Origin of the sequence: Microbacterium sp. MRS-1 (assembly GCF_000585455.1) — a bacterium.
Classification (GTDB): Bacteria; Actinomycetota; Actinomycetes; order Actinomycetales; family Microbacteriaceae; genus Microbacterium; species Microbacterium laevaniformans.
This window is the reverse complement of record NZ_JAUF01000030.1, coordinates 71,835-98,421: the sequence shown is the minus strand read 5'-3', so window position 1 is coordinate 98,421 and position 26,587 is coordinate 71,835. Positions and strand designations below refer to the sequence as shown.

The 26,587-nt window shown below is 70.1% G+C and carries 26 protein-coding genes; 12 read left to right on the top strand and 14 right to left on the bottom strand.

What is annotated here, in order from left to right:
• Positions 1-11: 11 nt before the first annotated feature.
• Positions 12-1,124, bottom strand: coding sequence for an alpha/beta hydrolase (locus AS96_RS07115; protein ID WP_036287501.1), 1,113 nt, complete (start codon positions 1,122-1,124; stop codon positions 12-14).
• Between the two features lie 42 nt (positions 1,125-1,166).
• The gene (locus AS96_RS15685; RefSeq protein ID WP_051498784.1) at positions 1,167-1,406 is read right to left on the bottom strand and encodes an aspartate/glutamate racemase family protein; all 240 of its coding nucleotides are present in this window, start codon (positions 1,404-1,406) and stop codon (positions 1,167-1,169) included.
• A 51-nt stretch (positions 1,407-1,457) separates the two neighbouring features.
• On the opposite strand from AS96_RS15685, the gene proC reads away from it, so the two are divergent.
• Positions 1,458-2,291, top strand: a complete 834-nt coding sequence (proC, locus tag AS96_RS07105) for a pyrroline-5-carboxylate reductase (RefSeq protein ID WP_036287498.1) — start codon at positions 1,458-1,460, stop codon at positions 2,289-2,291.
• A 75-nt stretch (positions 2,292-2,366) separates the two neighbouring features.
• Here the strand turns inward: proC and AS96_RS07100 are convergent, their stop codons facing one another.
• The 3 genes from AS96_RS07100 to AS96_RS07090 form a co-directional block, all read right to left on the bottom strand.
• On the bottom strand, positions 2,367-3,362 hold the full coding sequence (locus AS96_RS07100) for a hypothetical protein (protein ID WP_036287599.1): 996 nt from the start codon (positions 3,360-3,362) through the stop codon (positions 2,367-2,369).
• 225 nt (positions 3,363-3,587) lie between these two features.
• The gene (locus AS96_RS07095) at positions 3,588-4,259 is read right to left on the bottom strand and encodes a potassium channel family protein (RefSeq protein WP_036287495.1); all 672 of its coding nucleotides are present in this window, start codon (positions 4,257-4,259) and stop codon (positions 3,588-3,590) included.
• Positions 4,252-5,694, bottom strand: a complete 1,443-nt coding sequence (locus AS96_RS07090; protein WP_036287493.1) for a TrkH family potassium uptake protein — start codon at positions 5,692-5,694, stop codon at positions 4,252-4,254. Before AS96_RS07090 ends, AS96_RS07095 begins: the two co-directional genes overlap by 8 nt.
• A gap of 70 nt (positions 5,695-5,764) precedes the next feature.
• Here AS96_RS07090 and AS96_RS07085 point away from each other — a divergent pair, with 70 nt between their 5' ends.
• The 5 genes from AS96_RS07085 (at position 5,765) to AS96_RS07070 (ending at position 7,316) form a co-directional block, all read left to right on the top strand.
• Entirely contained in the window at positions 5,765-6,172 is a 408-nt protein-coding gene (locus AS96_RS07085; RefSeq protein WP_036287490.1) for an ArsR/SmtB family transcription factor, read from the top strand.
• 108 nt (positions 6,173-6,280) lie between these two features.
• Complete coding sequence (locus AS96_RS07080) at positions 6,281-6,472, top strand: helix-turn-helix domain-containing protein (protein WP_036287487.1); 192 nt, start codon at positions 6,281-6,283, stop codon at positions 6,470-6,472.
• A gap of 82 nt (positions 6,473-6,554) precedes the next feature.
• Complete coding sequence (locus tag AS96_RS14935) at positions 6,555-6,653, top strand: 30S ribosomal protein bS22 (protein WP_003792170.1); 99 nt, start codon at positions 6,555-6,557, stop codon at positions 6,651-6,653.
• Positions 6,654-6,747: 94 nt separating this feature from the next.
• The gene (locus AS96_RS07075) at positions 6,748-7,017 is read left to right on the top strand and encodes a glutaredoxin family protein (protein WP_197017274.1); all 270 of its coding nucleotides are present in this window, start codon (positions 6,748-6,750) and stop codon (positions 7,015-7,017) included.
• On the top strand, positions 7,014-7,316 hold the full coding sequence (locus AS96_RS07070) for a Dabb family protein (RefSeq protein ID WP_036287482.1): 303 nt from the start codon (positions 7,014-7,016) through the stop codon (positions 7,314-7,316). Before AS96_RS07075 ends, AS96_RS07070 begins: the two co-directional genes overlap by 4 nt.
• Positions 7,317-7,340: 24 nt before the next feature.
• Here AS96_RS07070 and AS96_RS07065 read toward each other — a convergent pair whose 3' ends face one another.
• The 7 genes from AS96_RS07065 to aspS all read right to left on the bottom strand — a co-directional run bounded on the left by AS96_RS07065 (position 7,341) and on the right by aspS (position 15,899).
• Positions 7,341-9,068 carry an AMP-binding protein gene (locus tag AS96_RS07065; RefSeq protein WP_036287478.1) on the bottom strand — a complete coding sequence of 576 codons (1,728 nt, stop codon included), beginning with the start codon at positions 9,066-9,068 and terminating at the stop codon, positions 7,341-7,343.
• Between the two features lie 87 nt (positions 9,069-9,155).
• Complete coding sequence (locus AS96_RS07060; RefSeq protein WP_036287476.1) at positions 9,156-10,349, bottom strand: mechanosensitive ion channel family protein; 1,194 nt, start codon at positions 10,347-10,349, stop codon at positions 9,156-9,158.
• A gap of 114 nt (positions 10,350-10,463) precedes the next feature.
• Entirely contained in the window at positions 10,464-11,567 is a 1,104-nt protein-coding gene (locus tag AS96_RS07055; RefSeq protein ID WP_036287473.1) for an ABC transporter ATP-binding protein, read from the bottom strand.
• Complete coding sequence (locus AS96_RS07050) at positions 11,564-12,358, bottom strand: ABC transporter permease (protein WP_036287470.1); 795 nt, start codon at positions 12,356-12,358, stop codon at positions 11,564-11,566. The genes AS96_RS07055 and AS96_RS07050 overlap by 4 nt, the downstream gene beginning before the upstream one ends.
• Positions 12,355-13,263: an ABC transporter permease gene (locus AS96_RS07045; protein WP_016464305.1), complete on the bottom strand. Its 909-nt coding sequence runs from the start codon at positions 13,261-13,263 to the stop codon at positions 12,355-12,357. The genes AS96_RS07050 and AS96_RS07045 overlap by 4 nt, the downstream gene beginning before the upstream one ends.
• Positions 13,260-14,390, bottom strand: coding sequence for an ABC transporter substrate-binding protein (locus AS96_RS07040; protein ID WP_005049795.1), 1,131 nt, complete (start codon positions 14,388-14,390; stop codon positions 13,260-13,262). Before AS96_RS07040 ends, AS96_RS07045 begins: the two co-directional genes overlap by 4 nt.
• A gap of 168 nt (positions 14,391-14,558) precedes the next feature.
• On the bottom strand, positions 14,559-15,899 hold the full coding sequence (gene aspS / locus AS96_RS07035; RefSeq protein WP_036287468.1) for an aspartate--tRNA(Asn) ligase: 1,341 nt from the start codon (positions 15,897-15,899) through the stop codon (positions 14,559-14,561).
• Between the two features lie 77 nt (positions 15,900-15,976).
• Here aspS and AS96_RS07030 point away from each other — a divergent pair, with 77 nt between their 5' ends.
• The 6 genes from AS96_RS07030 to ccsB all read left to right on the top strand — a co-directional run bounded on the left by AS96_RS07030 (position 15,977) and on the right by ccsB (position 21,561).
• Entirely contained in the window at positions 15,977-16,633 is a 657-nt protein-coding gene (locus AS96_RS07030; RefSeq protein ID WP_036287465.1) for a DedA family protein, read from the top strand.
• A 69-nt stretch (positions 16,634-16,702) separates the two neighbouring features.
• On the top strand, positions 16,703-17,332 hold the full coding sequence (locus AS96_RS07025) for a histidine phosphatase family protein (RefSeq protein ID WP_036287462.1): 630 nt from the start codon (positions 16,703-16,705) through the stop codon (positions 17,330-17,332).
• A complete protein-coding gene (locus AS96_RS07020) occupies positions 17,329-17,940 on the top strand; it encodes a TlpA family protein disulfide reductase (protein WP_036287459.1) in 612 nt (203 codons plus the stop codon). The genes AS96_RS07025 and AS96_RS07020 overlap by 4 nt, the downstream gene beginning before the upstream one ends.
• The gene (locus AS96_RS07015) at positions 17,937-18,689 is read left to right on the top strand and encodes a cytochrome c biogenesis CcdA family protein (RefSeq protein ID WP_036287456.1); all 753 of its coding nucleotides are present in this window, start codon (positions 17,937-17,939) and stop codon (positions 18,687-18,689) included. The genes AS96_RS07020 and AS96_RS07015 overlap by 4 nt, the downstream gene beginning before the upstream one ends.
• Entirely contained in the window at positions 18,670-20,439 is a 1,770-nt protein-coding gene (gene resB, locus AS96_RS07010; protein WP_036287453.1) for a cytochrome c biogenesis protein ResB, read from the top strand. Before AS96_RS07015 ends, resB begins: the two co-directional genes overlap by 20 nt.
• Positions 20,440-20,478: 39 nt before the next feature.
• Positions 20,479-21,561 carry a c-type cytochrome biogenesis protein CcsB gene (ccsB, locus tag AS96_RS07005; RefSeq protein ID WP_036287452.1) on the top strand — a complete coding sequence of 361 codons (1,083 nt, stop codon included), beginning with the start codon at positions 20,479-20,481 and terminating at the stop codon, positions 21,559-21,561.
• 111 nt (positions 21,562-21,672) lie between these two features.
• Here the strand turns inward: ccsB and AS96_RS07000 are convergent, their stop codons facing one another.
• Positions 21,673-23,634: a YhgE/Pip family protein gene (locus tag AS96_RS07000; protein ID WP_036287449.1), complete on the bottom strand. Its 1,962-nt coding sequence runs from the start codon at positions 23,632-23,634 to the stop codon at positions 21,673-21,675.
• Entirely contained in the window at positions 23,631-26,522 is a 2,892-nt protein-coding gene (locus AS96_RS06995) for an MMPL family transporter (protein ID WP_036287446.1), read from the bottom strand. The genes AS96_RS07000 and AS96_RS06995 overlap by 4 nt, the downstream gene beginning before the upstream one ends.
• Between the last annotated feature and the right edge of the window lie 65 nt (positions 26,523-26,587).

The window sequence follows — 26,587 nt, the reverse complement described above, 5'->3', positions numbered from 1 at the left end:
GGTGGCCCGGCTCAGTCGGAGGAGCTGAGGATGATCGCCTCGGTGGGCGGGGCGGGATCGGCCGGCCGGCCGATGTAGCCGATGTTCTCCAGCAGGGCGCGGCGGAACTGTGCAGGCCGCTCCAGGTGCGGCGCGTGGCCGACGCCCTCGAAGACCACTTCGGTGACGGTGCCTCCCGCCGCGCGGTAGGCGTCGAGCACGTCGCGGGTCTGCGACACCATCTCCTGCGCGGGGGCGAGCTCAGCGCCCGGCCACCCCGGGATCACGCCGAGCGCGCCGAGGTGGTTGGTGTCGAAGAACGAGGCGTCCGAGACGATCGCGTCGGCGGAGCCGCGCACCCAGAGGACGGGCGGCTTGGGACTGATCTCCACGATCGCCGACGTGTCGAAGTACTGCGGCGCCATGGTGTTCAGCACGCCCAGCCGTCCGGCGGCGAATCCCGGCCAGTTCTCGCTGGCGACGCTGTCGCCGGGGTAGTTGCCCGTCGCGGTGGAGGTGGTGTTCATCGACTCGACCCAGATGTCCTCGTGCTCGCTTGCGTAGCCGGGCGCGACGTAACCCGAGCGGAAGACGCTGCGCGGCGACGTGGGGGCCTCGTCGGTCGTGTCGCGGTCGGTGAGGCGCTGGACGAAGTCGGGGTTGGCGCCGCCCGCACCGCAACCCGCATCGTCGGCGGTCACGCGCGATCCGTCGCGGCGGGTGCCGCCGAAGCCGTAGGGCGAGACCGGAGCCTGCAGCGTGAGGGAGCGTGCGGGGTGGTCGATCGCGTACTGCATGACCACGCCGCCGCCCATCGACCAGCCGACGAGGTGGGCCGTCTCGATGCCCAGCGCCTGCAGCGTGGCGAACACGTCGTCGCTGAAGTCACGGACGCCGCGCGTCGCGTCGACGGGCGCGCTCTCGGTCTCGCCGAAGCCGCGGAGGTCGATGGCGACGACCCGCAGATCGCTGGGCAGATCCTGCATGAGCTCCTGCCAGAACAGGCTGGACGACACGTTGCCGTGCACCAGGATCACGGTCTGATCCGCGGTCGCGGCCGGGTTGTCGCCGCGGCGTTCGAGGATGCCGACGCGCAGGCGCTCTGTGTCGATGATCCGGGAGGTGATGCCGTCGAGGAGCGTCATGACCGCATCCTACTCCGACGACCTGTCTTCATGAACGGGCTTTCATGTGAAGAGTCGGAGTGCGCCGAGGGGCGGACCTGACCACACCTTTCCGCGGTCTCGCGGCGCGTACGGCCCCGCCGTGCTCGTGCGCTTGCCGAGGGCGACGAGGCCCTCCGCCCACCGGACGGCGGCGGCGACCCCGTCGATCACGGGTACCCCCAGCCGGCGCTCCAACTCGGCATCCAATCCGGCGAAACCGGCGCAGCCGAGCACGATCACGTCGGCGCCGTCGGCGAGCACGCGGGCAGTGGTTTCTCTGCACGCCTTGCGTTCCTCTGCGAGGATGAGGGCATGGCTTCCCCCCTCCCTTCGATCGCGATCCTCGGTGCCGGCTCGATGGGAGGCGCGATCTTGCAGGGCCTCGTCCGCTCGGGTGATGCCTCCGCGATCACCGTGACCAACCGCACCGCTGCGCGCGCTGAAGCCTTGGTGGGGCTCGACGGCGTCACGAGCCTCTCGCTCGAGGCCGACGGCGACGCGAACACGGCCGCCGCCGCAGCCGCCGACATCGTGCTCATCGGCGTGAAGCCCGTGATGGTGCCCGATCTGCTCCGCGAGATCGCGCCCGTGCTGCGTCCGGGGACGATCATCGTGAGCCTCGCCGCGGGTGTCACGATCGCGACATTCGCGTCCATCGTGGGTGAGGATGTCTCGGTGATCCGCTCCATGCCGAACACCCCCGCGGTGGTCGGCAAGGCGGTGACCGGCCTGTCGGCGGGCCCCACGGCATCCGCGGACGAGCTCGCACTGGTGCGCCGGCTTTTCGAGACGTGCGGGGCGGTCATCGAGGTGCCCGAGTCGCAGATCGACGCCCTGTCGACGATCTCGGGGTCGGGGCCGGCCTACTTCTTCCTGCTGGTCGAGGAGCTCACCGAGGCCGCGCGCGGCAAGGGCTTCTCCGACGCCGACGCGCGCCTGATGGCCGAGCAGACCTTCATCGGCGCCGCGGCGCTGCTGGATGCCACGGGGGAGGACCCCGCCGAGCTGCGGCGGCGCGTCACCAGCCCCAAGGGCACCACCGAGCGGGCGATCGCGGTACTGCAGGGCGCCCGCCTGGACGGCGTGTTCGCCGAGGCGACCGACGCCGCCCTCGCCCGCGCCAAGGAGATGGCCGCCGGCGCCTGACCCCCTGCCCCCGAGAAACCACCTTCGGCACGAGAAACCACCACTGCAGGTGTGTGTCGTCGCCGTTGTGGTTTCTCACTGCGGTCGGTGAGGGAGGGTACGGGGCGTGTGGCGCAGGCTCGCCAGTCCGCCGCGGTCGCGCGGGCGGACGAGCCGCACGTACGCGCTCTGCAGGGCGGTGGCCAACGGTTCGACCCGCACCGCATCCGCCATCTCCCAGCGCGCGACCGGATGCCCCGCGCGGCGCAGACGGTCCTCGCGGCGCTTCTCGTCACGGAAGCGCAGCGCGGCTCCCTCGAGCGCGTCGTTGTCGCCGATCCCGTACTTGCCCCAGCCGTCGCTCTCGCCGACCGTGCGGCTCGACGGGAACAGGAAATCCGTGCGGTCCGTCACCCCCTCGTAGCGGAACTCGGCCTGCAGCACCGGGTCTTCGAAGCCGCACCAGCGGATGACGGCGCGGCTGACGCTTTCGCCGGGCGATTCGGCGCGCGCATCCGCGTGTGCCCAGACCCACGCGAGTCGAGCGACGCCCCGACGCGAGACCTGCGACGCGGCCCGCTCGCGGAGATCGTCGACGACGAGCATGCCGCTCTGTCGGGGCGAGATCGCGGCATCCACGACGGCGAGCGCCTGCGCGGGCGGAAGCACGCGGGCGAGATCGACGACGGCATCCGCCGGCGAGGTGCACAGGATGCCGTCGACGCGCACGATCTCCCGCGCGTCGGTGCTGGTGTGCACGCACACGTCGCCGAACCGTCGGGACGCCGTGCGGTCGGGATCGAACACGTGGATGTCGCGCGTCTCGCCGAACAGCGGCAGGCCGAGCAGCACCGCGGCAGACTCAAGGCACAGCACGGCGTCCGGGTGGGCGAGCGCGAACGCGTGCACCCGCAGCGCGTACCGCTGCCACGGCGCCAGCCGCGCCGCCGCGGCAGCATCCACGTACACGCCGCGGCGCACCCGCGCGAAGCCGGGTCCGCTCACCCCCAGCTGCAGCACGCGGGCCTCGGCGGAGGTGACGAGCGGAAGCGGTGACCGGGTGGTGGCACGGTCCGTCGGCAGGTGCGGCATCCGCAGATCATGCCCCGGCACCCGCGCCCGCGCGCCCACATCCCCACCCTCCCCGCGGCCGTCCCCTCCCGCGCCGCCTGGGGAGGAGCCCCCGTGCGGCGGCGAGAAACCACCGGCGCGTCGAGAAACCACGCGCGGCAGGGTTTCTCGCGCCGCAGATGGTTTCTCGCGGGCGCGGCGGGCGGGCGGGCGCGGCGGGTGGGCGGGCGGGCCCGGATGCCGCGGTCAGCGGTCGAGGGAGGCGAAACGCTCGATGTCGCTGTTGGTCCCCGACACGATGATGAGGTCGTGGTTCGTGACGACGGTGTCGGCCTCGGCGTAGCGGAAGGGCTTGCCCGGGCTCTTCACGCCGACGACCGTGACGTTGTACTTCGAGCGCACCCCCGACTCGTTCAGACCGATGCCGCGGATGAACTTCGGCGGGTACATCTTGGCGAGCACGAAGTCGTCGTCGAAGCGGATGAAGTCGAGCATCCGGCCGCTGACCAGGTGCGCGACGCGCTCGCCGGCCTCGCGCTCGGGGTAGATGACGTGATTCGCGCCGACGCGGGCGAGGATCTTGCCGTGGCTCTGCGAGACGGCTTTCGCCCAGATCTGCGGCACCTTCAGATCGACCAGGTTCGCCGTGATGAGCACCGAAGCCTCGATCGACGAGCCGACGGCGACGACGGCCACCTGGAAGTCCTGGGCGCCGATCTGCTTGAGCGCTTCGATGTTCTTGGCATCGGCCTGCACCGTGTGGGTGACGCGCTCGGACCACTTCTGCACGAGCTCGAGGTTGTCGTCGATCGCGAGGACTTCGCGGTCGAGGCGGTCGAGTTCGCCGGCGCACGCGGCTCCGAAGCGGCCGAGGCCGATCACCAGGACGGGAGCATCGCTCCGGATCTGCTCAACCAACGATCGGCCTTTCGACGGGCAGCGAGTAGTGCTGCGATCGGCTCGTCGCGGCGACGGCCGCGGCGAGAGTGACGGTACCCACACGGCCCATGAACATCGTCGCCGCCATGACGTAGACGGCGAGATCGGGCAGGTCCTGCGTGATCCCGGTGGACAGTCCGACGGTCGCGAAGCCCGAGACGACGTCGAAGAGCACGTACTCGATCGGATATCGCGTGATCTGGGCGATCGTGATGGTCGACACCGCGACGATCGTCGACCCCCACGCGACGACCGACAACGCCACGCGCTGCACGTCGCTGGGGATGCGGCGGCCGAAGGCCTGCACGCTCGGCCGGCCCTTCGCCTCCGACCACACGGCGAGGGCGAGGACGGCCAGCGTCGTCACCTTGATGCCGCCGGCGGTGGATGCCGAGCCGCCGCCGATGAACATGAGCATCGAGCCCACGACGAGAGACGATCCGTGCAGCTGCCCGATGTCGACGATCGAGAAGCCCCCCGAGCGCGTCATCGCGGACAGGAAGAACGCCTGGAAGGTCGTGTCCCAGGCATCCATCCCGCCGAACGTCTTCGGGTTGTCGTACTCGAGCAGCAGGAAGACCGCGGCGCCGGCGAAGAAGAGGATGACCGTGGTGATGAGGGTGAGCTTGGCGTGCAGCGACCAGCGACGGACATGGAAGTGGTGGCGCCACAGCGCGAAGATCACGGGGAAGCCGATGGAGCCCAGGAACACTCCCGCCATCAGGAGTGTGAGGAACAGGTAGTTGTGCGCGAACGGGGCGATGCCCTCGGCATTCGGGGCGAACCCGGTGTTGGTGAACGACATCGCCGCGTAATACGGCGCCTCCCACAGTGCGCTCCACGGGTCGACACCGCTCGCGAGCAGCGACGGGTACAGCAGCACGGCGAGCCCGGCCTCGATCACGAGCGTCGACAGCGCCACGGTGGCCAGAAGCTGGCCGACCTCGCCCAGTCGCACCGCCTGACCTTCGTTCACCGGTCCGCCGTGGGCGCGCAGGGGGTTCGTGTCGCCGGCGGCGATCAGCTTCGCCCGCAGGCCCAGGCGCTTGGAGATCACCAGGCCCAGAATGGATGCCAGGGTCAGCACCCCCATCGCGCCCACGTTCACGCCGATATAGACGATCAGGTGACCGAACGCGCTCCAGTGCGTCCCCATGTTGACGGTCGAAAGCCCCGTCACGCAGATCGTCGACACCGCGGTGAACAGGGCATCGGCGAACGGCGTGACCCGACCGTCGGCGGATGCCGCGGGCAGCGAGAACAGTGCGGTGAACAGCAGGATCAGCGCGAGGAAGATGCCGACGGCGAACCGCGACGGCGAGGCCGTGGTCGCGTCGCGCAGTCGATCACGGGTGGCTGCGAGTGAGGTGCGCAGGGAGCGCCATGCACGGGCACCCGCGGTGTCGCCCGTCATGGTCCGCCCCTCTCTGACGAAGAACCGTTGACATGGTACTCCGGGCCGCGACGCGGGCTAACCTATCGTCATGGCGGACATCTTCGACGTGATCGCCGACGGTACCCGTCGGGACATTCTGCAGCTTCTGCGCGAGCGCGCGTCGGCGGGCGAGCGCGGCACGAGCGTGTCCCACATCGTCACCGAGCTGGGTGTCAGCCAGCCGACGGTCTCCAAGCACCTCAAGGTGCTTCGCGAGGCAGAGCTGGTGACGGTGCGCGAAGAGGGTCAGCACCGCTATTACAGCCTGTCGCCGGCGCCGCTGGACGCGGTCGATGACTGGCTCGTCCCCTTCCTGGACGAAGATCTCCTCCCCGCTCCTGCGGGCCCCTCGACGCTTCCCGAGCCCGCGGTCGCGGCGGCCGACCTGGTCGGGCGCGCGGCGGCATCCGCGAAGCATGCGTGGGACACCGCGTTCAAGCGCTTCCCCGGTCGCTGAGCACACGAGTCACACCGATCACACGGGTTTACACGCGGCGCACAGAGACCCTAATGTTGGTTCACAGCAATGCGGAGGCACCGCATCGGGTATCGGTGGGGGAATGGGATGCCGGACCTTTCTGACGTGCGTTTTCTGACGGTCGCGGAGGTGGCCGAGATCATGCGCGTGTCGAAGATGACCGTGTACCGTCTGGTCCATTCCGGCGAACTGCCCGCCGTGCGATTCGGTCGCAGCTACCGGGTGCCCGAGACGGCGGTCACCGAGGCCGTGCAACGTCCTATCGCCGACGTCGGCTAGACTGATCCGAGGGCATTTTTCGAGATGCCCGTTCCCGGACGCGGCCACCCGCGTCCAGACCCCTGACATAGTGAGGTTTTCCGTGGGTTCTGTCATCAAGAAGCGCCGCAAGCGCATGGCGAAGAAGAAGCACCGCAAGCTGCTTCGCAAGACTCGCCACCAGCGTCGCAACAAGAAGTAATTCGTCGCGGCGCGCTGCAAACGACACCGAGCGCCTGTCCCCGAGATCACCGATCCGGGACGGGCGCTTCGTGTTCTCCGGCAGAATGGATTGCGTGACCACCCTCACGATCATCTCCAAACCGGATTGCCATCTGTGCGACGTCGCACGGGAGATCGTCGAGACCGTGGTCGCCGACCTGCCGGAGGATGCCGTCGACGTCCGGGAGCTGTCGATCCTGGACGATCCCGCCCTCTACGCGCAGTGGTGGGAGAAGATCCCCGTCGTGCTCATCGACGATCGCCTGCACGCCCATTGGCGTCTGTCGCCGGAGCGCCTTCGGGCTGCGCTGTCGGCCCCTGACCGAGAGGACACCCTCCGATGACCCTTCGCCACGTGGTCGCCTTCCGCATGGCCGCCGCCGATCCCGCCGACCGCGCCGCGCACGCCGCGGAAGCGGCTCGCCGACTCAACGCCCTCGTCGGCGTCGTTTCGACGCTACGCGCGATGAGCGCCGGGGCGAACGTCCTCTTCCCCGATCAGAACTGGGATCTCGTGCTCGTCGCCGACTTCGACGACGTCGCGGGTCTCGACGCGTATCAGGTGCACCCCGCCCACGAGGATGTCGCGGCGTTCATCGGCACGATCCGCGCCGAGCGGGTCGCCGTCGACATCGAGATCTGAGCGGTCGAGATCTGAGCCGTCGCCTCAGCGGAAGTCACGGTCGCTGAACTCGCCCGCAGGCCGTTCGCGCGTTGCGGCTTCCGCCGCACGCAGCTCGACGCGGCGGATCTTTCCCGAGATCGTCTTCGGAAGCTCCTCCACGAACTCGAGACGGCGCACGCGCTGGTAGGCGGAGAGGCGGGCGCGGGCGTGCGCGAAGATCTCGCCCGCCGCCGCGCCCGGGTCCGCGGCGGCCGCCGCGTTCAGGCGCACGAAGGCCTTCGGCACCGCGAGGCGGAGCGGGTCGGGACTCGGCACCACGGCGGCCTCTGCCACCGCCGGGTGCTCGAGCAGCACCGACTCGAGCTCGAACGGCGAGATCTTGTAGTCGGAGGCCTTGAACACATCGTCGCTGCGCCCGACGTACGAGAGGTAGCCGTCCTCGTCGCGGGACGCGATGTCGCCCGTGTGGTAGAGCCCGTCGTGCAGGGCCCGGGCGGTGCGCTCCGGGGCATCGTGATACCCGTCCATCAGGCCCAGGATCGGCGTGGACACGTCGAGGCAGATCTCCCCCTCCTCCACACCGCGTTCGCCGGTCTCGGGGTCGACGAGCACGACGGGGTAGCCGGGCAGAGGGCGCCCCATCGAACCGTCCTTCACCACCTGACCCGGAGAGTTCCCGATCGCGCAGGTCATCTCGGTCTGGCCGTATCCGTCGCGGATCGTCGGGCCCCAGGCCGCGCGCACGCGCGAGATCACCTCGGGGTTCAGTGGCTCTCCCGCACCCAGCAGCTCGCGCGGCGGCTTCGTGAGCAGGCTGAGGTCGGCCTGGATCAGCATGCGCCAGACCGTCGGCGGGGCGCAGAAGGTAGTCACCTGGTGGGTGTCCATCACCTGCATGAGCGCGGCGGCGTCGAAGCGGTCGTACGTGTAGACGAACACCGTCGCCTCGGCGAGGAAAGGCGCGAAGAAGTTGCTCCAGGCATGCTTGCCCCAGCCGGGCGAGGAGATGTTCATGTGGACGTCTCCGGGGCGCAGCCCCAGCCACCAGAGCGTCGAGAGGTGGCCCACCGGGTAGGAGACGTGCGTGTGCCGCACGAGCTTCGGGGTGGCGGAGGTGGTGCCGGAGGTGAAGTACAGCAGATTGAGGTCGTCGGCCGGCGTCGGCCCCGGCGGGACGAACGCCGCCGTGACCGCACGCGAGCCGTCGAACGAGACCCAGCCCGCCGGCGCGTCGACCGCGACGGCGATGCGCAGGATGCCGGAGGTCGCGGCATCCACCGCGCTCGCCGTTTCGCCCGGGGCGATGACTGCCCGGGCGCTGCTGTGCGCGATGCGGTAGGCGAGATCGTCGGACGAGAGGAGGGTCGTGGTGGGGATGGCGACGGCGCCGAGCTTGGTGAGGCCGAGCATGACCTCCCACAGCTCGATCGTGTTGCCGAGCATCACGATGACGTGATCGCCGCGCTGGAGTCCCTGCTGTGCGAGCCAGACGGCGACGGCGTCGGAGCGGCGGGAGAGCTCGCCGTAGCTCCACGAGCGCGCCGTGAGGTCGGCGTCGACGATCGTGACGGCGGCGCGGTCGGGGTGCTCGCCGGCGACCACGTCGAACCATTCCAGTGCGAAGTTGAAGGCGGACAGCTCCGGCCAGGCGAAGCCCGACACGGCGCCGTCGTAGTCGTCGCGGTGCGCGAACAGGTGATCGCGTGCAGCGCGTACCTTCTCGGTGGCGTCGGTGGCGTCGGTGGCGGGTCGGATGGGGGAAGTCGTCATGTCATCCGCGTGAGGCACTCGGTCAGGCTACGCCCTGAGGGATTCGTCCGGCGGCATGCGACCCCCGCGGCGCGCGGGGGGAACTCGTCAGGCGGGGCGCTCGGCGCCGTCGTCGGCGGCGCCGGGGACGATGTGGATCGCCTGCGTGAACGCGCGGGCGCGCTGCTCCGCCTCGGGGGATCCGGTGAACAGTCCGGTCGAGCCGGTGTCGGGGGCGGCATCGTGCTGTGCCGATGCCGCCGGCGGGGTCTCGGCATCCTCGATCAGCACACGCTGCACAGGGAGAGCCCCGGGCGTCTCACGGTGCACCCAGTCGACCAGGTGCTCGCGCACGTAGCAGCGCAGGTCGAACAGCGTCGGCGCATCGATCGCCGTGACCAGCACCCGCACGCGGACGAATCCGTTCGTCGCATCGGTGACCTGCAGAACAGACGCGCGCCGGTCCCACAGCGGGGTCTGCTCGAGAACCCGCGCGAGCTCCTCGCGCATGCGCGCCGGCGACACGCGCCAGTCCAGGTCGAGCTCGACGGAGCCCAGCAGCTCGCTGCCGGTGCGCGTCCAGTTCTGGAACGGCTTGGTGGTGAAGTACGTGCAGGGAAGCACGAGCCGGCGATCGTCCCAGATGTCGACGACGACGTAGCTGAGCGTGATCTCCCCGATCCGGCCCCACTCTCCCTCCACCACGACGACGTCGTCGACGCGCAGCGCATCGCTGAAGACGAGCTGCACTCCGGCGAAGATGTTGGCCAGCACCGACTGCGCGGCCAGTCCCGCGACGACCGAGGCGATGCCTGCCGAGGCGAGCACACTCGCGCCGACGGCGCGGACGGCGGGGAAGGTCAGGAGCATCGCACCGATCGCGATGATGACGATCAACGCGATGGCCAGCCGGCGCAGGATGAGGACCTGGGTCCTGATCCGCCGGGCGACCCGGTTGTTCGGCACGTCGATGCGGTAGCGTCCGAGCGCGAGGTCGCCGGCGAAGGCGACCAGACCGGCGAGCAGCCAGGCGCTGGCGAGGATCGAGGCGATCGTGAAGAGCTGGCTGGCCAGCGGCATCCACGTGGCGTCGCCGGGAGCGACCACCGCGACCGCGATCCACAGCGCGAACACCAGGATGAGCACGCGGAACGGCCGTCGGCCGTGCCGGATGAGGCGCGTCGGCCAGTCGGCGCGCCGTGCCATGAAGCGGACGATCAGCGTGATCGCGACGGTGAACAGCAGCGCGGCGACCACCGCGATGGCCACGGCGATGGCGAGTTCGAGCAAGTTGTCCCACATGGAGGTCTCCTTCGGTGGGGGAGCATCCAGGTTAGGCGCGGCGCCGGGGTGCGAGGCATCCGGTGCGGACTGTCAGTCGGTCGGTGGATGTCGAGGTCCGCGGGCATCCGGCACTCAGACCCGCCGCACGGTGACGGGCGCGGGAACCAGTCTCACCCGCACGCGCTGGCCGTACTCCAGCCGCTCCTCGGCGCTGTGCTGGGCGTGCACCATGATGCCGTCGGTGGTACGCAGCACCGTCCGCCGGAAGCTGCCCAGGAAAGTGCACTCCTCCACCTGTGCGCTGACGCCGGCATCGGATGCGGACGACGTGTCGGGTGCCACGCGGACGTTCTCCGGGCGTACGAGCGCCTCGACCGGGCCCTCGGCCGGGTCGCCTTGTATGGGTAGGCGCGTGCCCCACACCGTGACGCTGCTACCGGTGGCGAGCCCTGGAAGGGCGCTGGAGAGCCCCACGAAGGCGGCGACGGCGGGCGTCTGCGGGCGCAGATACAGATCTTCCGGCGTTCCGATCTGCTCGATGCGTCCGCTGTCCATGACGGCGATGCGGTCGGATACGGCCAGCGCCTCCTCCTGGTCGTGCGTGACGAAGACTGTCGTGATGCCCAGGCGCAGCTGCAGACGGCGGATCTCATCGCGCAGCTGGACGCGCACCTTGGCATCGAGCGCCGACAGCGGCTCGTCCAGCAGCAGCACGCGCGGCTCGGTGACGAGAGCGCGGGCGAGCGCGACACGCTGTTGCTGGCCGCCGGACAGCTGATGCGGGAAGCGGTCGGCCAGGTTCGCGAGGCCGACGAGCTCGAGCGCTGCGGCGGCCCGCGCCGCCGCAGCGGCGCGGGCGACTCCTCGCCGGCGCAGCCCGAAAGCGGTGTTCTCGAGCACCCGCAGGTGCGGGAACAGCGAGTACGACTGGAACACCATGCCGATGTCACGCTTGTTCGTGGGCACACGCGAGACGTCGCCGCCGCCCAGCATCACCGATCCGCTGTCGGCGGTTTCGAGACCGGCGAGCACACGGAGGGCCGTCGTCTTACCGCATCCCGACGGTCCGAGCAGCGAGACGAACTCTCCGGGAGCGACGTCGAGGTCGACCCCGTGCAGGACGCGTGTCCCGCCGAAGCTCTTCACGATGCTCTGCAGCTGCACGCGCGTGCCGGTGCCGGCCCCGGTGAGCAGCAGGTTGTCGGCGGTGCGGGGGAGGGCTCGGTCGATGGTCATGGACGGGCCTTTCGCGTGCCGCGCGCGGCACGGCCGATGAGGAGCAGGAGGGTGAAGGCCAGCACGAGCGCCAGCAGAGTGAAGATCGCGGGCGTATAGGGATCTTGTTTCTGCACGACCACCATGGCGGTCTGGAAGACCTGACGGTTGAGCAGGGAGGCGATGGTGAACTCGCCGAGCACGACGGCGATCGAGATGAGCGACGCCGCCAGGAGCCCCTGTCGCAGGTTGGGCGCGAGCACCCGCACGATCACGGCTGTCCAGCCGGCGCCGAGCGACCGTGCCGCCTCGGCGAGCGTGCGGAGATCGACGGCGTCGATCGACGCCTGGATCGCGCGATAGGCGAAGGGAAGCACGGTGATGCCGTAGGCGAACGCCAGCGTCCACACGCCGGTACCGAACAGCCGGCCGATCTGCTGATAGATCGGCGCCAGACCCACGACCAGCACGATCGCCGGGATCGAGATGGGCAGCAGGACGGCGAATTCGAACGCCCGCCGCAACCGGGCAAAGCGCAGCGCGACCAGCACCATCGTCGGCGCCAGCAGCAGCAGCACGATGGCCACCGTCACCACGCAGAGCACGAGGGAGTTACCCAGGCCCGTCCACAGCGGCTTGAGGGCGGCGACGGTGTGCGGATCGAACAGGCCCGTCCATCGGCTCCACGAGAGGCTGCCATCCGGCATCCGCAACGTGTAGATCAGGGTCGAGACGAGTGGGATCGCGAAGAACGCTCCGACGACGATGCCGACGATCGTGCGGGTGAGGGGCGAAGGAGTGAGCCGATTCATGCCTGGTACCACCGAGCTGCGCGCCGCTGGACAGCGGAGTAGACGAACATGACGATGCCGACCACGACGATCATCCCGAGGGCCAGCGCGCCGGCGAGGTTCTCGCGCCCGAGCACCGTCTCGCTCGTCAGCGCGCTGCGGATGCGTAGCGGCACGATCTCGGCTCCTTGGCTGGCAAGGGCGGCCGCGGTGGCGTACGACGAGAACGCATTGGCGAACAGCAGCAGCAGGCTCGCGAAGAAGGAGGGCGCCAGCACGGGGATGCCGACATAGCTCCAGAACGCGCGGCGCGAGCCCCCGAGCGTGAGCGTCGCTTCGGCCCACTGCGGACGCAGCGCCGAGAGGGCCGGCATGAACGTGATGACCATGAGCGGGATCTGGAAGTAGATGTACGGCAGGACCAATCCCGGCAGGTCGTACAGCCAGGTGCCGTTGGCGAAGATGTCGATGCCGAACGCGTCGAGCAGAAACAACCTGACGACGCCTTGCAGGCCGATCGTCGCGATGAACGCGAAGGCCAGCATGACGCCGCCGAACTGCGCGAGCACACCGGCCGCGGCATCCACTGCCGAGCGCACGAGGCCTTCGGGATGAAGGCCGAGCATCGCGTAGCAGACCAGTGCGCCCGCGAGTGCGCCGATGACCGCGGTCAGCAGGGACAGGCCCGCAGAGTTGGCGAAGGTCTCGACGATCAATGGATCGCCGAGCGCCGTGATGTTGTCCCAGGTGAACGCGCCGCGGCGATCGAAGAACCCCGAAGCGACCGCGAGTACCGAGGGCAATGCGAGAAACAGCAGCACGTAGGCGGCGAACGGAACCAGGCCCAGCCACGACCACGAACCGCGACGGGCGGGGGTGGATGCGGATGCCGCGGCATCCACCCCCGCCGTGGTGACGACGGTCACTGGACCGCCGTCGCCCACTTCTGACCGAGCAGCGTGCCGGCGGCCTTGGACTGCGCCTCGGTGGGAACCACCGTGTCGGCCGGAGCCTTCGGCAGCGCCGCGGCGAGGGTCGCATCGATGGTGCCGGCCGTGGTCATCGCGGCCATGCGGGCCGGGCGGGCGCCACCCTTGAGCCAGAGGTTCTGCACCTCGTCGCTGTAGAGGAACTCCTGCCACAGGCGGGCTGCCGCTGGGTGGGGAGCCGTCTTGTTGATGGCTTGGTTGTAGTAGCCGGCGTAGCCGGTGCCGTCGAAGACGACGACCTTCCAGTTCGGGTTGTCCTTGCGGTGTGCCGCGTTGAGGTAGTCCCAGTCGAAGACTACGGGTGTTTCGCCGCTGGCCACCGTGGAGGTCGTCACGTCGACCTTCAGCAGGTTGCCGGCCTTCTGCAGCGAGCTGAAGAAGTCGATGCCGGGCTGGAAGTCGTCGAGCGTTCCGCCGGACTGCACGGTGGCCATTCCGACCGCCGCGAAGGCCGCTCCGGCCTGGGTGGGGTCGCCGTTGAGCGCGACCGCGCCCTTGTAGGTCGGGCTGAGCAGATCGGTGAGCTTGGTCGGGGCCGGGAACTTGGAGGAGTCGTAGCCGATCGACATGTACCCGCCGTAGTCGCCGACGAACAGGCCGGACGGATCCTTCAGGGTGTCGGGCACGTCGGCCCACGTCTGAACCTTGTAGGGAGCGAAGCGGTCGGTGTTCTGGAGGGTGACCGACAGGCCCAGATCGAACACGTCCGGCGCGGTGTCGAGGCCCTCATTTGTCTTGGCCGCCTGGATCTCTTCGGCGCTCGAGGCGTCGGGCGACTGTTCGTTGACGGTGATATCGGGATAGCGCTTCGAGAACAGCGAGATGATCTCGCCGTAGTTTGCCCAGTCGTGCGGCAGTGCGATCACGTTGAGCTGGCCCTCTGCCTTGGCGGCCTTCTCCAGGTCGGCGAAGGTGCCGAAATCGGCGACGCTCGTCGCGGCGGATGCCGAGGCGCCTCCGCTGGTGGCGGCCTCCGACGTGCCGGCGCACGCACTGAGGGCGAGGGCTGCGACGGCTGCGACGGCCGTGACCGCGATCGTGCGGCGCGCAAGGGTTCGGGACATGCTGTTCCTCTCGGGTCATCCCCGCGGGCACGACGATGCGTGCGGCGCGAGGGGGATGCGAGGAACGTACGGCTGCGCCGTGTCGAGCATTCGAAGCGGCGGTGAACCGCCGGTGACGGAGCGGTGACGTCTTGCGGGTCGCGGGGAGACATCACCGCGGGCTGTCGGTCAGGGGGCGAGGCGCGTCGGCCCGCGGAAGAGGAACGTCACCTCGCGGATCGAGTCCTGGCCGAGCATGAGCATCAGCACCCGCGCGAGGCCCATGCCGAAGCCGCCGTGGGGCGGGATGCCGTAGCGGAAGAAGTCGAGGTAGTGCTCGAGGCCCTCCAGCGACAGGCCCTTCTCGAGCGCCTGGGCCTCCAGCACCTCGATGCGGTGCTCGCGCTGGGCACCCGTGGTGATCTCGGTGCCCTGGAACAGCAGGTCGTAGCTGTTCGTGAGCCCGGTCTCGGGGTTGCGCATGTGGTAGAACGGGCGGATCTCGGGGTGGTAGTCGGTGATGAACACGAACTGGTGCCCGTAGGTCTCACGGACGTGGGCCGAGATCTGACGCTCGCCCTCGGGGTCGAGGTCGCCGTCGGTGCGGGGGATGTCGTAGCCGCGGGCCTTGACGATCTCGCGCGCCTCGGCGAGCGGAATCCGCGGGAAGGGGAGCGTCGGCACGACGACGTCGATGTCGAACAGCTCCGCGATCTCGTCGCCGTGCTTGTCCTTGACGGCCTGGAAGGCGGCGGCGAGTAGCTCCTCCTGCATCGCGGCCACGTCTTCGTAGGAGTCGATCCAGCTGATCTCGGCGTCGATCGAGGTGAACTCGGTCGCGTGGCGGCTCGTGAAGCTCGGGTCGGCGCGGAAGACGTCGCCGATCTCGAACACCTTGCCGAAGCCGGCGGCCTGGGCCATCTGCTTGAAGTGCTGCGGGCTCTGCGCGAGGTAGGCCGTCTGGTCGCCGAAGTACTCCAGGGCGAACAGCTCGGCGTTGCCCTCGGCGGGGGTCGACATGAGCTTGGGGGAGTGGATCTCGACGTAGTCGCGCTCGATCCAGTAGGTGCGCATCGCATGCTCGAGCGTCGTCTGGATGCGGAAGACGAGGTTGTTGCGGCGCTGACGCAGGTCGATGAAGCGCCAGTCCATGCGCTTGTCGAGGCCGCTGTCGGCGGCGATCGGCGTCTCGGGCAACGCCGCGGCGGCGATCTCCAGGGTCGCGATCTTGATCTCGACGCCGCCGAGCTTGACGCGCTCGTCGTGCTTGAGCTCGCCGGTGACCGTCAGGAAGGTGCCGGTGGACAGTTCCGAGATGAGCGCGGTGAGCGCGAGAGCCGCGGCATCCTGCTCCGCCCCGTCCGGGTCGGGACGGGTCGCGGGGTTCACGAGCTGGACGGCGCCGGTCTCGTCGCGGAGGATGACGAACTGCACCTTCTTCTGATCGCGGACGGTCTCCACCCATCCGGACACCGAGACGGTGCCGTCTTCGCGGGACTGCAGCTGGCTGACGAGGGTGCGTTCACTCACGAGGGACCAGTCTACGTGGGTGGGGTGTCCCGGCATCCGCCCAGGTTCTCATCGCCCGCCCTCGCTACCGTCGCTGTATGGCGATGGCATCGGACGGCTCCTGGCTCACCACCCTCGTCGACGCCGTCGTCGGCCTCATGAACCTCATCGGCGCTCCCGGCGCGGGGCTGGCGATCGCCCTCGAGAACCTGTTCCCACCGCTTCCCAGCGAGGTCATCCTCCCGATGGCGGGCCTGGCCGCCGCCCGCGGGTCGTTCACGCTGTTCGAGGCGCTGGCGTGGACCACCGCCGGCTCGGTCGTCGGCGCCTTCGCGCTCTACGCCCTGGGCGCGTGGCTCGGCATCGATCGCCTCCGCGCGCTCGTGCGACGGATGCCGCTGCTGAAGGTCGATGACGTCGACCGCACCGTCGCGTGGTTCCAGCGCCACGGGGGCAAAGCCGTGTTCTTCGGGCGCATGCTCCCGATCTTCCGGAGTCTCATCTCCATCCCCGCGGGTGTCACCCGCATGCCGCTCTGGCGCTTCGGCCTGTTGACGCTGGCGGGATCGTTCATCTGGAACGCCGTCTTCGTCTTGTCCGGGTATCTGCTGGGCGATCAGTGGCACATCGTCGAGGAGTACGCGGGCGTGCTGCAGTACGCGGTGATCGGCGTGGCCGCCGCGGCGCTGGTCTGGTTCACGGTGAACCGCGTGCGGCAGGTGCGGGGCGTGGCGGCCGACAGCGACCCGGCCTGAACGTCCGCCGCCCGGGACCGTCGTCCGCTCTCAGCCCGGCCACAGATGTGCCCCGCGTAGACTGACGGGGTGCCCGCTGACCGCCTCCACCTCGTGCGCCATGGCGAGGTCCACAACCCGGGGCGGGTGCTGTACGGGCGACTTCCGAACTTCCGGTTGAGTGCCGCGGGGCGCGAGATGGCTCGCAGCGCCGCCGTCTACCTGCAGGGCTCGGCCAGGCCCGTCAGCGCCCTCTACGCCTCGCCGCTGCAGCGCACCCAGGAATCGGCGGAGCCCTTCGCCGAGGCCTTCGCGCTCGACCCGATCATCGATGAGCGCGTCATCGAACCCACCAACGTCTTCGAGGGCAAGCGCATGACACGTGCCGTGCTCAATCCCCTCAACTGGCGACACCTCGCGCGCCCCGAGATCCCCAGCTGGGGCGAGCCGTACGCCGAGGTCGTCGCCCGCATGGATGCCGCGATGAACGAAGCCTGGAACGATGCCGACGGGGGCGACGTCGTCATCGTCTCCCACCAGCTGCCGATCTGGGTCACGCATCTGTCGGTGGCCGGTCAGCCGCTGCGCCACGACCCGCGCAAGCGCCGCTGTGCCCTCTCGAGCATCACCAGTTTCGAGCGCGCCGGCAGCGGCTGGCGCGAAGTCGACTACGCCGGGCCGGCCTCGACGGCTCACGCGGTGGATGTGGGAGCGGTATGAAGCATCGGACGATCGCTCGCGTCGCGGCATCCCTTCTCGCCCTGGCGCTCGGTGCGGGCCTGGCGGGATGCAGCAGCGCGAATGACGACCTCGCCAACCAGTACAAGCAGGGCGACGGCAAGGGTTACATCTCCGGCGACGGCAGCGTGCAGGAGATCGCGCCCGCCGACCGCGGCGGTGCGGTCTCGTTCACCGGCACCGCGGTCGACGGCGCAACCGTCACCAACGCCGACTACGCCGACAAGGTGCTGGTCCTCAACTTCTGGTACGCCAACTGTGGACCCTGCCGCGCCGAGGCGCCCACCCTCGAGAGCACCTACCAGGCGGTACAGCCCGCGGGCGCGCAGTTCCTCGGTGTGAACATCTACGACGGCCCCGAGGGCGCGAAGGCGTTCGACGAGAAGTACGGCATCACCTACCCGTCGCTGCTCGCCAAGGACGACGCCGACCTCAAGCTCGCGTTCGCGTCGTGGACGCCGCTGCAGTCGGTGCCGATCACCCTCGTGCTCGACCGGCAGGGCCGCGTCGCGGCGCGATTCATCGGCCGCGTCGAGAGCGAGTCGATCCTCAAGACGATCATCAACGACGTCGTCGCGGAGACCACGTGAGCGACGTCGTCTTCAGCGGCGCGCTCTGGCTCGCGATCCCCATCGCGATGCTCGCGGGTCTCGTGTCGTTCCTGTCGCCGTGCGTGCTGCCGCTCGTGCCCGGCTACCTCGGGTTCCTCGGCGGGGCGTCGGGCAGCGTGGGCAGCCGCGGCGGTCGCCTCACTCGCACGGGCCGCGGCCGGTTGCTGCTGGGGGTGGTGCTGTTCATCGCCGGGTTCACGGTCGTCTTCGTCGCGATGGGGGTGCTCGCCGGAACCCTCGGCCGCTTCTTCCTCCAGTACGGCGAGGTGCTCACCCGCGTGCTGGGCGTCGTCGTGATCATCATGGGCCTCGTCTTCCTCGGGCTGTTCGGCTTCGCGCAGCGCACGATGAAGCCGCAGGTGCGCAGCGGTCTGGGACTGGTCGGCGCGCCGCTGCTGGGCGTGGCGATGGGCATCGGCTGGGCGCCGTGCATCGGCCCGACCTACGCGGCGATCCTCTCGATCTCCCTCACCCAGGCCGACCCGACCCGCGCGGTGCTGCTCGCCGTCGCGTACTCGCTGGGACTCGGCATCCCGTTCCTGCTGCTCGCGGTGGGCTTCGGCTGGGCGACCCGCTCGGTGGCGTTCCTGCGTCGCCACATCCGCGTCGTCAACATCATCGGCGGCGTGCTTCTGATCGTGCTCGGGCTGCTCATGGTCACCGGGCTCTGGACCGCGGCGATGTCGCAGCTCACGGGGGTGATCGGCGGTGTCGAACTCCCGCTCTGACGGCACGGGCACCAGCGATCCGCTGCGTCCGGCCGACCACGCGGATGCCGCGACGCCCGCCGCCGCCATCGCCCAGCCGCAGCTGGGCCTGATCGGCTGGCTGCGGTGGGGCTGGCGGCAGCTGACGAGCATGCGCACGGCGCTCGTGCTGCTGTTGCTGCTCGCGATCGCGGCGATTCCCGGGTCGATCGTGCCGCAGCGCACCGCCGACCCCAACGGCGTGCTGCAGTACAAGACCGACAACCCGGGCCTGTTCCCGATCCTCGACGGTCTGCAGCTGTTCGACGTGTACTCGTCGGTGTGGTTCTCGGCGATCTACATCCTGCTGTTCATCTCGCTGATCGGCTGCGTGATCCCGCGCACCAAGCACCACTTCAACGCGCTGCGTGCCCGCCCGCCGCGCACGCCCGCGCGCCTGTCGCGCCTGGACGACCACGCCGAGGCGGAGCGCATCGTCGCCCCGGGACAGGATGCCGCGGCGGCCGCCGTCGCCGCGGTCGAGCTCGCTCAGGCCCAGCTGCGCAAGGCCGGCTACCGCGTCGAGCGCTATGACACCGCCGCGACGGCGAAGCGGCCCGCGACGGCATCCGTGTCGGCCGAACGCGGCTACGCCCGTGAGACCGGCAACCTCGTCTTCCACGCTGCGCTCGTCGGCGTGCTCATCTCGGTCGGCGTCGGGGGCGGCCTCACCTATACGGGCCAGACCGTCATCGTCGAGGGCGACAGCTTCGTCAACTCCCTCGGCCTCGGCTACACCTCGTTCAACCCCGGGCGCTTCGTCGACACGAACGCGCTGCCGCCGTATTCGCTGACCCTCGACAGCTTCGACGTGAACTATGTGCCGGTCGGGGAGGCGGGCCAGGGACAGGCCGGCGACTTCGCCGCGAACCTCACCACCCGCGAGCCGGGCCACGACCCGCAGCAGCGGACCGTGCGGGTCAACCACCCCATCGACATGGCCGGCGACCGCGTCTACCTCATGGGCAACGGCTACGCGCCGACCATCACGGTGCGAAACCCCGCGGGCGACGTCGTGCTGCACGAGGACGTCGAGTTCCTGCCGCAGGGCGCGACGATGACCTCGCTCGGCGTCATCAAAATTCCCGACGGGCTGTCGCAGCAGGTCGGTCTCGTCGGGTTCTTCTATCCGACGGCGGCAAAACTGCACTCGGGCGCGTTGACGTCGGCGTACCCGTCGCTGGCGAACCCGCTGCTCACCCTCGACGTGTACACGGGCGACCTCGGCATCGACGACGGCACGCCCCGCAACGTCTACGCGCTGGATGTCAGCGGCATGACGCAGCTGACGGGCCGCAAGATCGACGTCCCCTCGCTCGAGCTGGCGCCGGGGCAGACCGTCGATCTGCCGAACGGTCTCGGCACGATCACGTTCGACGACGCGACCGCCAGCGGGGCCCGCGAGCAGGTCAAGCGCTACGTGTCCCTGTCGATCCACCGCGACGTCGGCGCGCCGTGGGTGCTCGGCTTCGCGATCGTCGCCCTGACGGGGCTGCTCGCGGCGCTGTTCATCCCGCGCCGGCGCATGTGGGTCAAGGCGACGCCCGGCGACGGCGTCGTGCACCTGGAGTACGCGGGCCTCGCGCGCGGGGAGGACCCCGCGATCGCGGTGGCCGTCGCCGACCTCGTCCGCGACCACGGCGCCGCGATGGATGCCGCGGGCACGGCCGGGTCGGCGCGTGCGCAGGGCGCGGCATCCGCGGGTCAGGACGGCGGCGCCGGCCGGTCGTGACCGGTCCAGCGTGCAGCACGCCGACGTAGACTGATCGTCATGCCCGACGGCCTCCCTCTCGACGAAATCTCCCGGCTCCTCGTGTGGACCGCAGTGGCAATCTACGCGCTCGCGTTCATCGCCTACGCGATCGACCTCGGGCGCCGCTCCGACATCGCGATCCAGCAGAAGGATGCCGCGAAGCAGCGCGAGCTCGTCGGCGCGGGCGTCTCGGCATCCGCATCCACTGCTCTCGGCGGGTCTCTCGACGAGATGCGGGCCGAGCAGCAGGCGGCCAAGGCGGAGCTGGAAGCGCCGCTCGCCCGCCGCGCGCGCTACCTGTGGGCGCGCATCGGAACCTCGTTGACGGTGCTCGGCTTCCTCTTCCACGTCGCCGGCGACGTGCTGCGCGGCGTCGCCTCGGGGCGTGTGCCGTGGTCGAACATGTACGAGTTCGCCCTCACGGGAACGATGCTGATCGTCGCCGTCTACCTGGTGGTGCTGTTCAAGTACGACCTGCGCTTCCTCGGCACCTTCATCACCGGGCTCGTCGTCGTGCTGCTCGGCGGCACCGTGATCTGGTTCTACACGGCGGTCGTTCCCCTCTCGGATCCGCTGAAGAGCGTGTGGCTCGTGATCCACGTGTTCGTGGCGTCGCTCGCGACGGCCCTGTTCGCGCTCGCCTTCGCGCTGTCGGTGCTGCAGCTGATGCAGACCCGCCGGGAGCGGCTGGCGATCGCCGCCCTGTCGGCGCCGGAGGAGGGCGGAGCCGCTGCGGCCACCTCCGCGCCGCGCCGCCGTGGCCTGCGCTTCCTGCGGACGCTGCCGGCCGGCGATGTCCTGGAGGCGCTCGCCTACCGGTTCACGATCATCGGCTTCATCTTCTGGACCTTCACCCTCATCGCCGGCTCGATCTGGGCCAACGACGCGTGGGGACGCTACTGGGGCTTCGACACGAAGGAAGTGTGGACCTTCGTCATCTGGGTGCTCTACGCCGGTTACATCCACGCGCGGGCGACGCGCGGCTGGCGAGGCACGCGTTCGGCGTGGCTGTCCATCGTCGGCTTCGCCGCGGTGATGTTCAACTTCACGATCGTGAACCTCTTCTTCAAAGGCCTGCACGTCTACAGCGGCCTGAACTGAGCCCGCGCCGCCGGCGGCGCGCGCGTTCAGTTGGCGCGCGCGCCGGCATCCGGGGAGTTCTTTCCGGCGCCCGCGCCAACTCAGCCCTTCGCGGGTCCGCTGGGCGGGCTGTCAGGCCAGGGCGGGGGGTGCGGCGAGCAATGCCCGCGTGTTCGCCGTCCGGCGGCGGGTCACCGCGATCGTCGTCGCGACGAACGCCAGTGCCGCCCACGCGATCATGCCGGCGAGCCCCGCACCGAGCCCACCGGCGGAGGTGATCGCCGCCAGCAGCGCGGTGTAGGCGGGGGCGGTGGGCATGACTGCGGCGACCGAGGCGAGGATGCCGGGGATGGTCGAGACGATGCCGGTCGCCACCGCGAGCACCCCCACGAGCGTCGAGATCCAGCGACCCGCGCCCCCGAAGATCGCGACGAGCGCCTGGTTGACCGCCGCGAAGGAGATGCCCGCGACGACGGCGAGACCGGCGAAGGCGAACCAGGTGCCGGCGTCGTAGTTCGCCGCGATCTGGGCGACCCCCGCGACCAGCAGGCCCTGGGCGGCCCCGATGCCGGCGGCCGGTGCGAGACTGCGCAGGGCCAGGAGCACCGACGGACGCCGCGAGCTCAGCGCGTGCCGCGGCACGGCCTGAAGTGCGATGAACGAGCCGAGACCCCCGAACCACAGCGCGAGAATCGCCAGGAGCGGGATCGCCGACGCGCCGAAGAGGTTGGTGCCGATGCCGTCCGCGCTCACCGGGTTCGCGACGACCTTGGCGGTCGCGTCGGCCTGCTGCTGCGAGTAGGTGGGGATCTGCGAGACCGCCGAGTCCAGGCCCTGCGCCAGCGAGCTGGACCCGGTGGCGAGCTGATTCACACCGGTGCTGAGCTGGGTCGCGCCGTCGGCGAGCTGCGAAGCTCCGTCGGCGAGCTGCGAGGCGCCCGTCGACAGTCCTGTGGCGCCGGTGGCGGCCTGGCCGATGCCGCCGGCGAGCTGGCCGAGGCCGGACTGCAGCGACTGCGCCCCTCCGGCGAGCTGGTTCACGCCCTTCACCGCCTCGGGGACGGCCTCGTTCTTCAGGCCGTTCGCGTACCCCGCCGCGTAGCCGGCGTTGGTCGCGGAGCTCTGGACGTCCGTCGCCAACGTCAGCAGCGCGGCGCAGGTGGGCGTCTGGACCGGCGACGCCGGGTTGCAGGCGTTCTCCACGAGCTGCTTCTGGTACTTCGCCGCGAGCTCTTGCGTCGCCGCCGCTGCCGCCGACGCGTACTGCGCCGTGGTCGACACCGTGCCGCCGAGAGTGTTCGGAGTCGTGGCGGTGAACTGCGCCGACAGCTGGTTCAGCCCGTCGGCGAGCTGACCTGCTCCCGCCGCGGAGCCGGTGGCCCCGGTCGCCAGCTTGTCGAGACCCGACGACAGGTCGCTCGCCCCCGTGCCGAGCTGACCTGCGCCCGAGGCGAGAGCGGTCGCGCCGCTGGGCAGCTGAGCGGCTCCGTTGGCCGCCTGCTGCGCGCCGCTGGCGAGCTGGTCGGCACCGCCGGCGGCCTGACCGAGCTGGTCGTGCAGGTTCGTGAAGCCCATGAGCACGTTGGTGAGGTACTGCTGTGACACGGCGCTGCCGAACACGGATGCCGCGGTCTGCGTGATCGTCGCGGTGATCGCGCCGTCGACGACGCGGCCGTCCGGAGCGGTCTGGACCTGGATCGTGGCCTTCTCGGGCGTCTTCCCCGGTGCGGTCGAGGTCGCGGCGGCGGAGAAGTTCTCCGGAATCGTGATCACCGCGTCGTAGCTGCCGTTGGCGAGGCCGGCGGCCGCGTCGTCGGTGTTGGAGATCACCCAGTCGAGGTTGCTGGGCACATCGGGAGAGCCCTCCACCAGACCCGCGGTGAGCTGGCGGCCCAGCGGAGCCGTCTGCCCGTTGATCGTGACCGGCTTGTCGTTGTTGACGATCGCGGCGCGCACGTTGTCGAGGCGCTCGGTGGGGTTGTAGAGCGCCGCGAGCAGGATGCCGCCGATTAGCACGGGCAGCAGGAGCACGCCGAGCAGCGTGAGCCAGGTGACGGGGCGACGGGAGCGGGCGCGTTCGAGGGAGAGAGTCATGCGGAGATCACCTGCGTGGGAGAGTCGGCGGTGCCGGTGGTGAGGGCCAGCGCGGTCACGCTCTGGCGGTGGGCGTCGGCGAGCACGTCGAGGGCGGGGCCCTCGCGACGGGCGGAGGCGACGATGGTGAGCGGATGGGCGGGAGCACCGCTGCGGGTGGTGCGGGCGGCGGCGCGCTCCTGCGCGTCGCGCAGCAGCGCGGCAGCCTGATCGCGATCGGCGCCGGTCAAGGTGTCGAGACCGTCGATGACGACCATCGTGGTTCCGCCGGCGAGCGCCCGGCGCAGCTCGGTGAGGGGCGCGGCGGCGCCCTCGAGCAGGGCGACACCGACGTGCGCGCGCACCCAGGCGCCGCGTCCGGGCAGCAGGTGACCCGCGACGCGCAGGCGTCCCTCGCTCGGGTCGACCCGGCCCGCGACGGTGAGGACGAAGGCGCGACCGGCGCGCGGATCGGCCGCGGTCGCCAGGAGCGTGCCGCCCTGCTCGAGGCGGATGGAGGAGGAGCGGAAGAGCGTGATGTCGCCGACCCCCTTGCCGCCCTCGACGCGGACGGACAGGTCGTCTGCGGCCAGCGCGCCGGTGTAGTCGGGCTCCGGCCACGCGGTCAGTGCGAGCTCGCGTTCGACGGCCTCGCCCTCGATGTCGAAGTGCGGCAGTGCACGGTCGAGCCACCTCGGCATCCACCATGCCTTCTCGCCCAGCAGTGCCATGATCGCCGGTCCGAGCGTCATACGCACGAGGAAGGCATCGACGGCGATGCCGACGGCGAGTCCGAGCGCGATCGGTTTGATCGACGTATCGCCTTCGGGGATGAAGGCCGCGAAGACCGCGAACATGATGACCGCGGCGGCGGTCACCACGCGCGCCGACGCCGTGAAGCCGCTGCGCACCGCCCCGACGGCCGTCTGCCGATCGGCCCGTCCGCCGCGAGCGCGTCGGGTGTGCACGTAGTCCTCGCGCATGCGGGAGACGAGGAAGACCTCGTAGTCCATCGCGAGCCCGAACAGCACGCCCATGAGGATGATCGGCATGAAGCTGATCACCGGACCGGTGCGCGTCACGTGCAGCGCGTCGGCCAGCCAGCCCCACTCGAACACCGCCGCGACGGCGCCGAATGCGGCGAGGATCGACAGCAGGTAGCCCAGGGTCGCCTTCAGCGGCACCCAGATCGAGCGGAACACGATCATCAGCAGGATGAACGACAGGCCGACGACGAAAAGGCCGAACGGCAGCAGGGCGGCCCCCAGGCGGTCGGAGATGTCGATCGCGATCGCCGTGAAGCCGGTGACCTTGAGGTCGATGCCGTACTTCTGCAGCCATTCGTCGTGGTGGGCGCGCAGCTCCCGCACGAGGTCGGCCGTCTGCGGGGCATCCGGTGCCGTGGTCGGCACGATCTGGACGAGACCCGTGTCGGCGGTCTGGTTCGGAGTGGCGAGGGCGACCGTCTTCACGCCGGGGATCTTCTCGACGTCGGCCTTCAGGTCCGCCATGAGCGTCAGTGGGTCGGTCGAGGTGACGATCGTGCCGGCGAGGATGAGTGGTCCGTTCGCGCCCGGCCCGAAGTGCTCGGCGGTCAGGTCGTAGGCCTGCCGCGCTTCGCTGGAGGCGGGCTGCATTCCCGCGTTCGGCAGGGCGAGCTGCAGGCTCGACGCGGGAATCGCCGCGATGCCGAGCACCAGGATCACCGACAGGGCGCTGACGACCGGATGCCGGGTCACGAGCGCCACCCACGGGTTCGTCTTCTTCGAAGCTGCCGACGCCGCCGGTGCGGCGCTGTCCTCGGCATCCCCCCGCGTGCGCGCCGCGCGGCGGCGGCGCCCGAACGGGATGCCGCGCCCCAGACCCCGCGGCCAGCCGGCGACGCGGCCCTTGGCGAAGCCGAGGAGCGCCGGGGTGAGGGTGACGGCGACGGCGACCGCGACGGCGACGGCGCCCGCGGCGGCCAGACCCATCGTGGTGAGGAAGGGGATGCCGGCAAAACCCAGACCGACGAGGGCGATCAGCACCGTGACACCGGCGAACATGACGGCGGAGCCGGCCGTCCCGGTCGCGCGCGCGGCGGACTCCTCGGGATCGATACCGGCGCGCACCTGGTCTTGATGTCGCGCGACGATGAACAGCGCGTAGTCGATGCCGACGGCCAACCCGAGCATGATCGCGAGCATCGGCGTCGTGGAGGACACCGTCGCGAAGGCCGTCGAGGCGAAGATCAGCACCACCGAGAGCACCACCCCGATGATCGCGCTGACGAGGGGGAACCACGCGACGGCGAGCGATCGGAACGTGATGATGAGCACGAACAGCGCCACGAGCACGCCGATGATCTCCGTCACCGACAGGCTGGGCAGCGAGGTCGAGAACAGATCACCACCGACCACGACCGTCGACCCGGCCGGGAGCGCCGTGCCGAGACTCGTGGCCATGTCTTGAAGGGCGGTCTTCGTGGCGGCGGGGACGTTGGTGACACTGCCCTCGAACTGCAGGCGGATGAGCGCGGCCTGGCCGTCGTCGCTGACCATGCCGGTCACGTTCTTGTTGAACGGATCGGTGACCGCCAGCACGCCGTCGAGCTTTCCGAGATCGGTGACGGTCGTCGCGATCTGGTCGTTGTAGGGCGCGTCGTCGACGTGTTGACCGGGCGCCGCCACGATCACGTACTGCGCACTGGTGCCGGCTGCCTGGGGGAAGGTGCGGTTGAGGAGCTCCAGGCCTTCCTGGCCCTCCGTCCCCGGAATGGAGAAGGAGTTGTCGAACCCCTTCACGGCGCCCGTGGCGACACCCACCCCGACGGCACCGCCGATTACGCCGAGCAGCAGCAGCCACGACACGAGGACGCGCCAGGAGTGGCGGTATGACCAGCGGCCGAGCGAAAACAGAAGTGTGGACACGGGGTGCTCCGGTTCAGACGTTCGGGACAGTGACGGACAGGGAATGTTCGATACACCGCTGTATC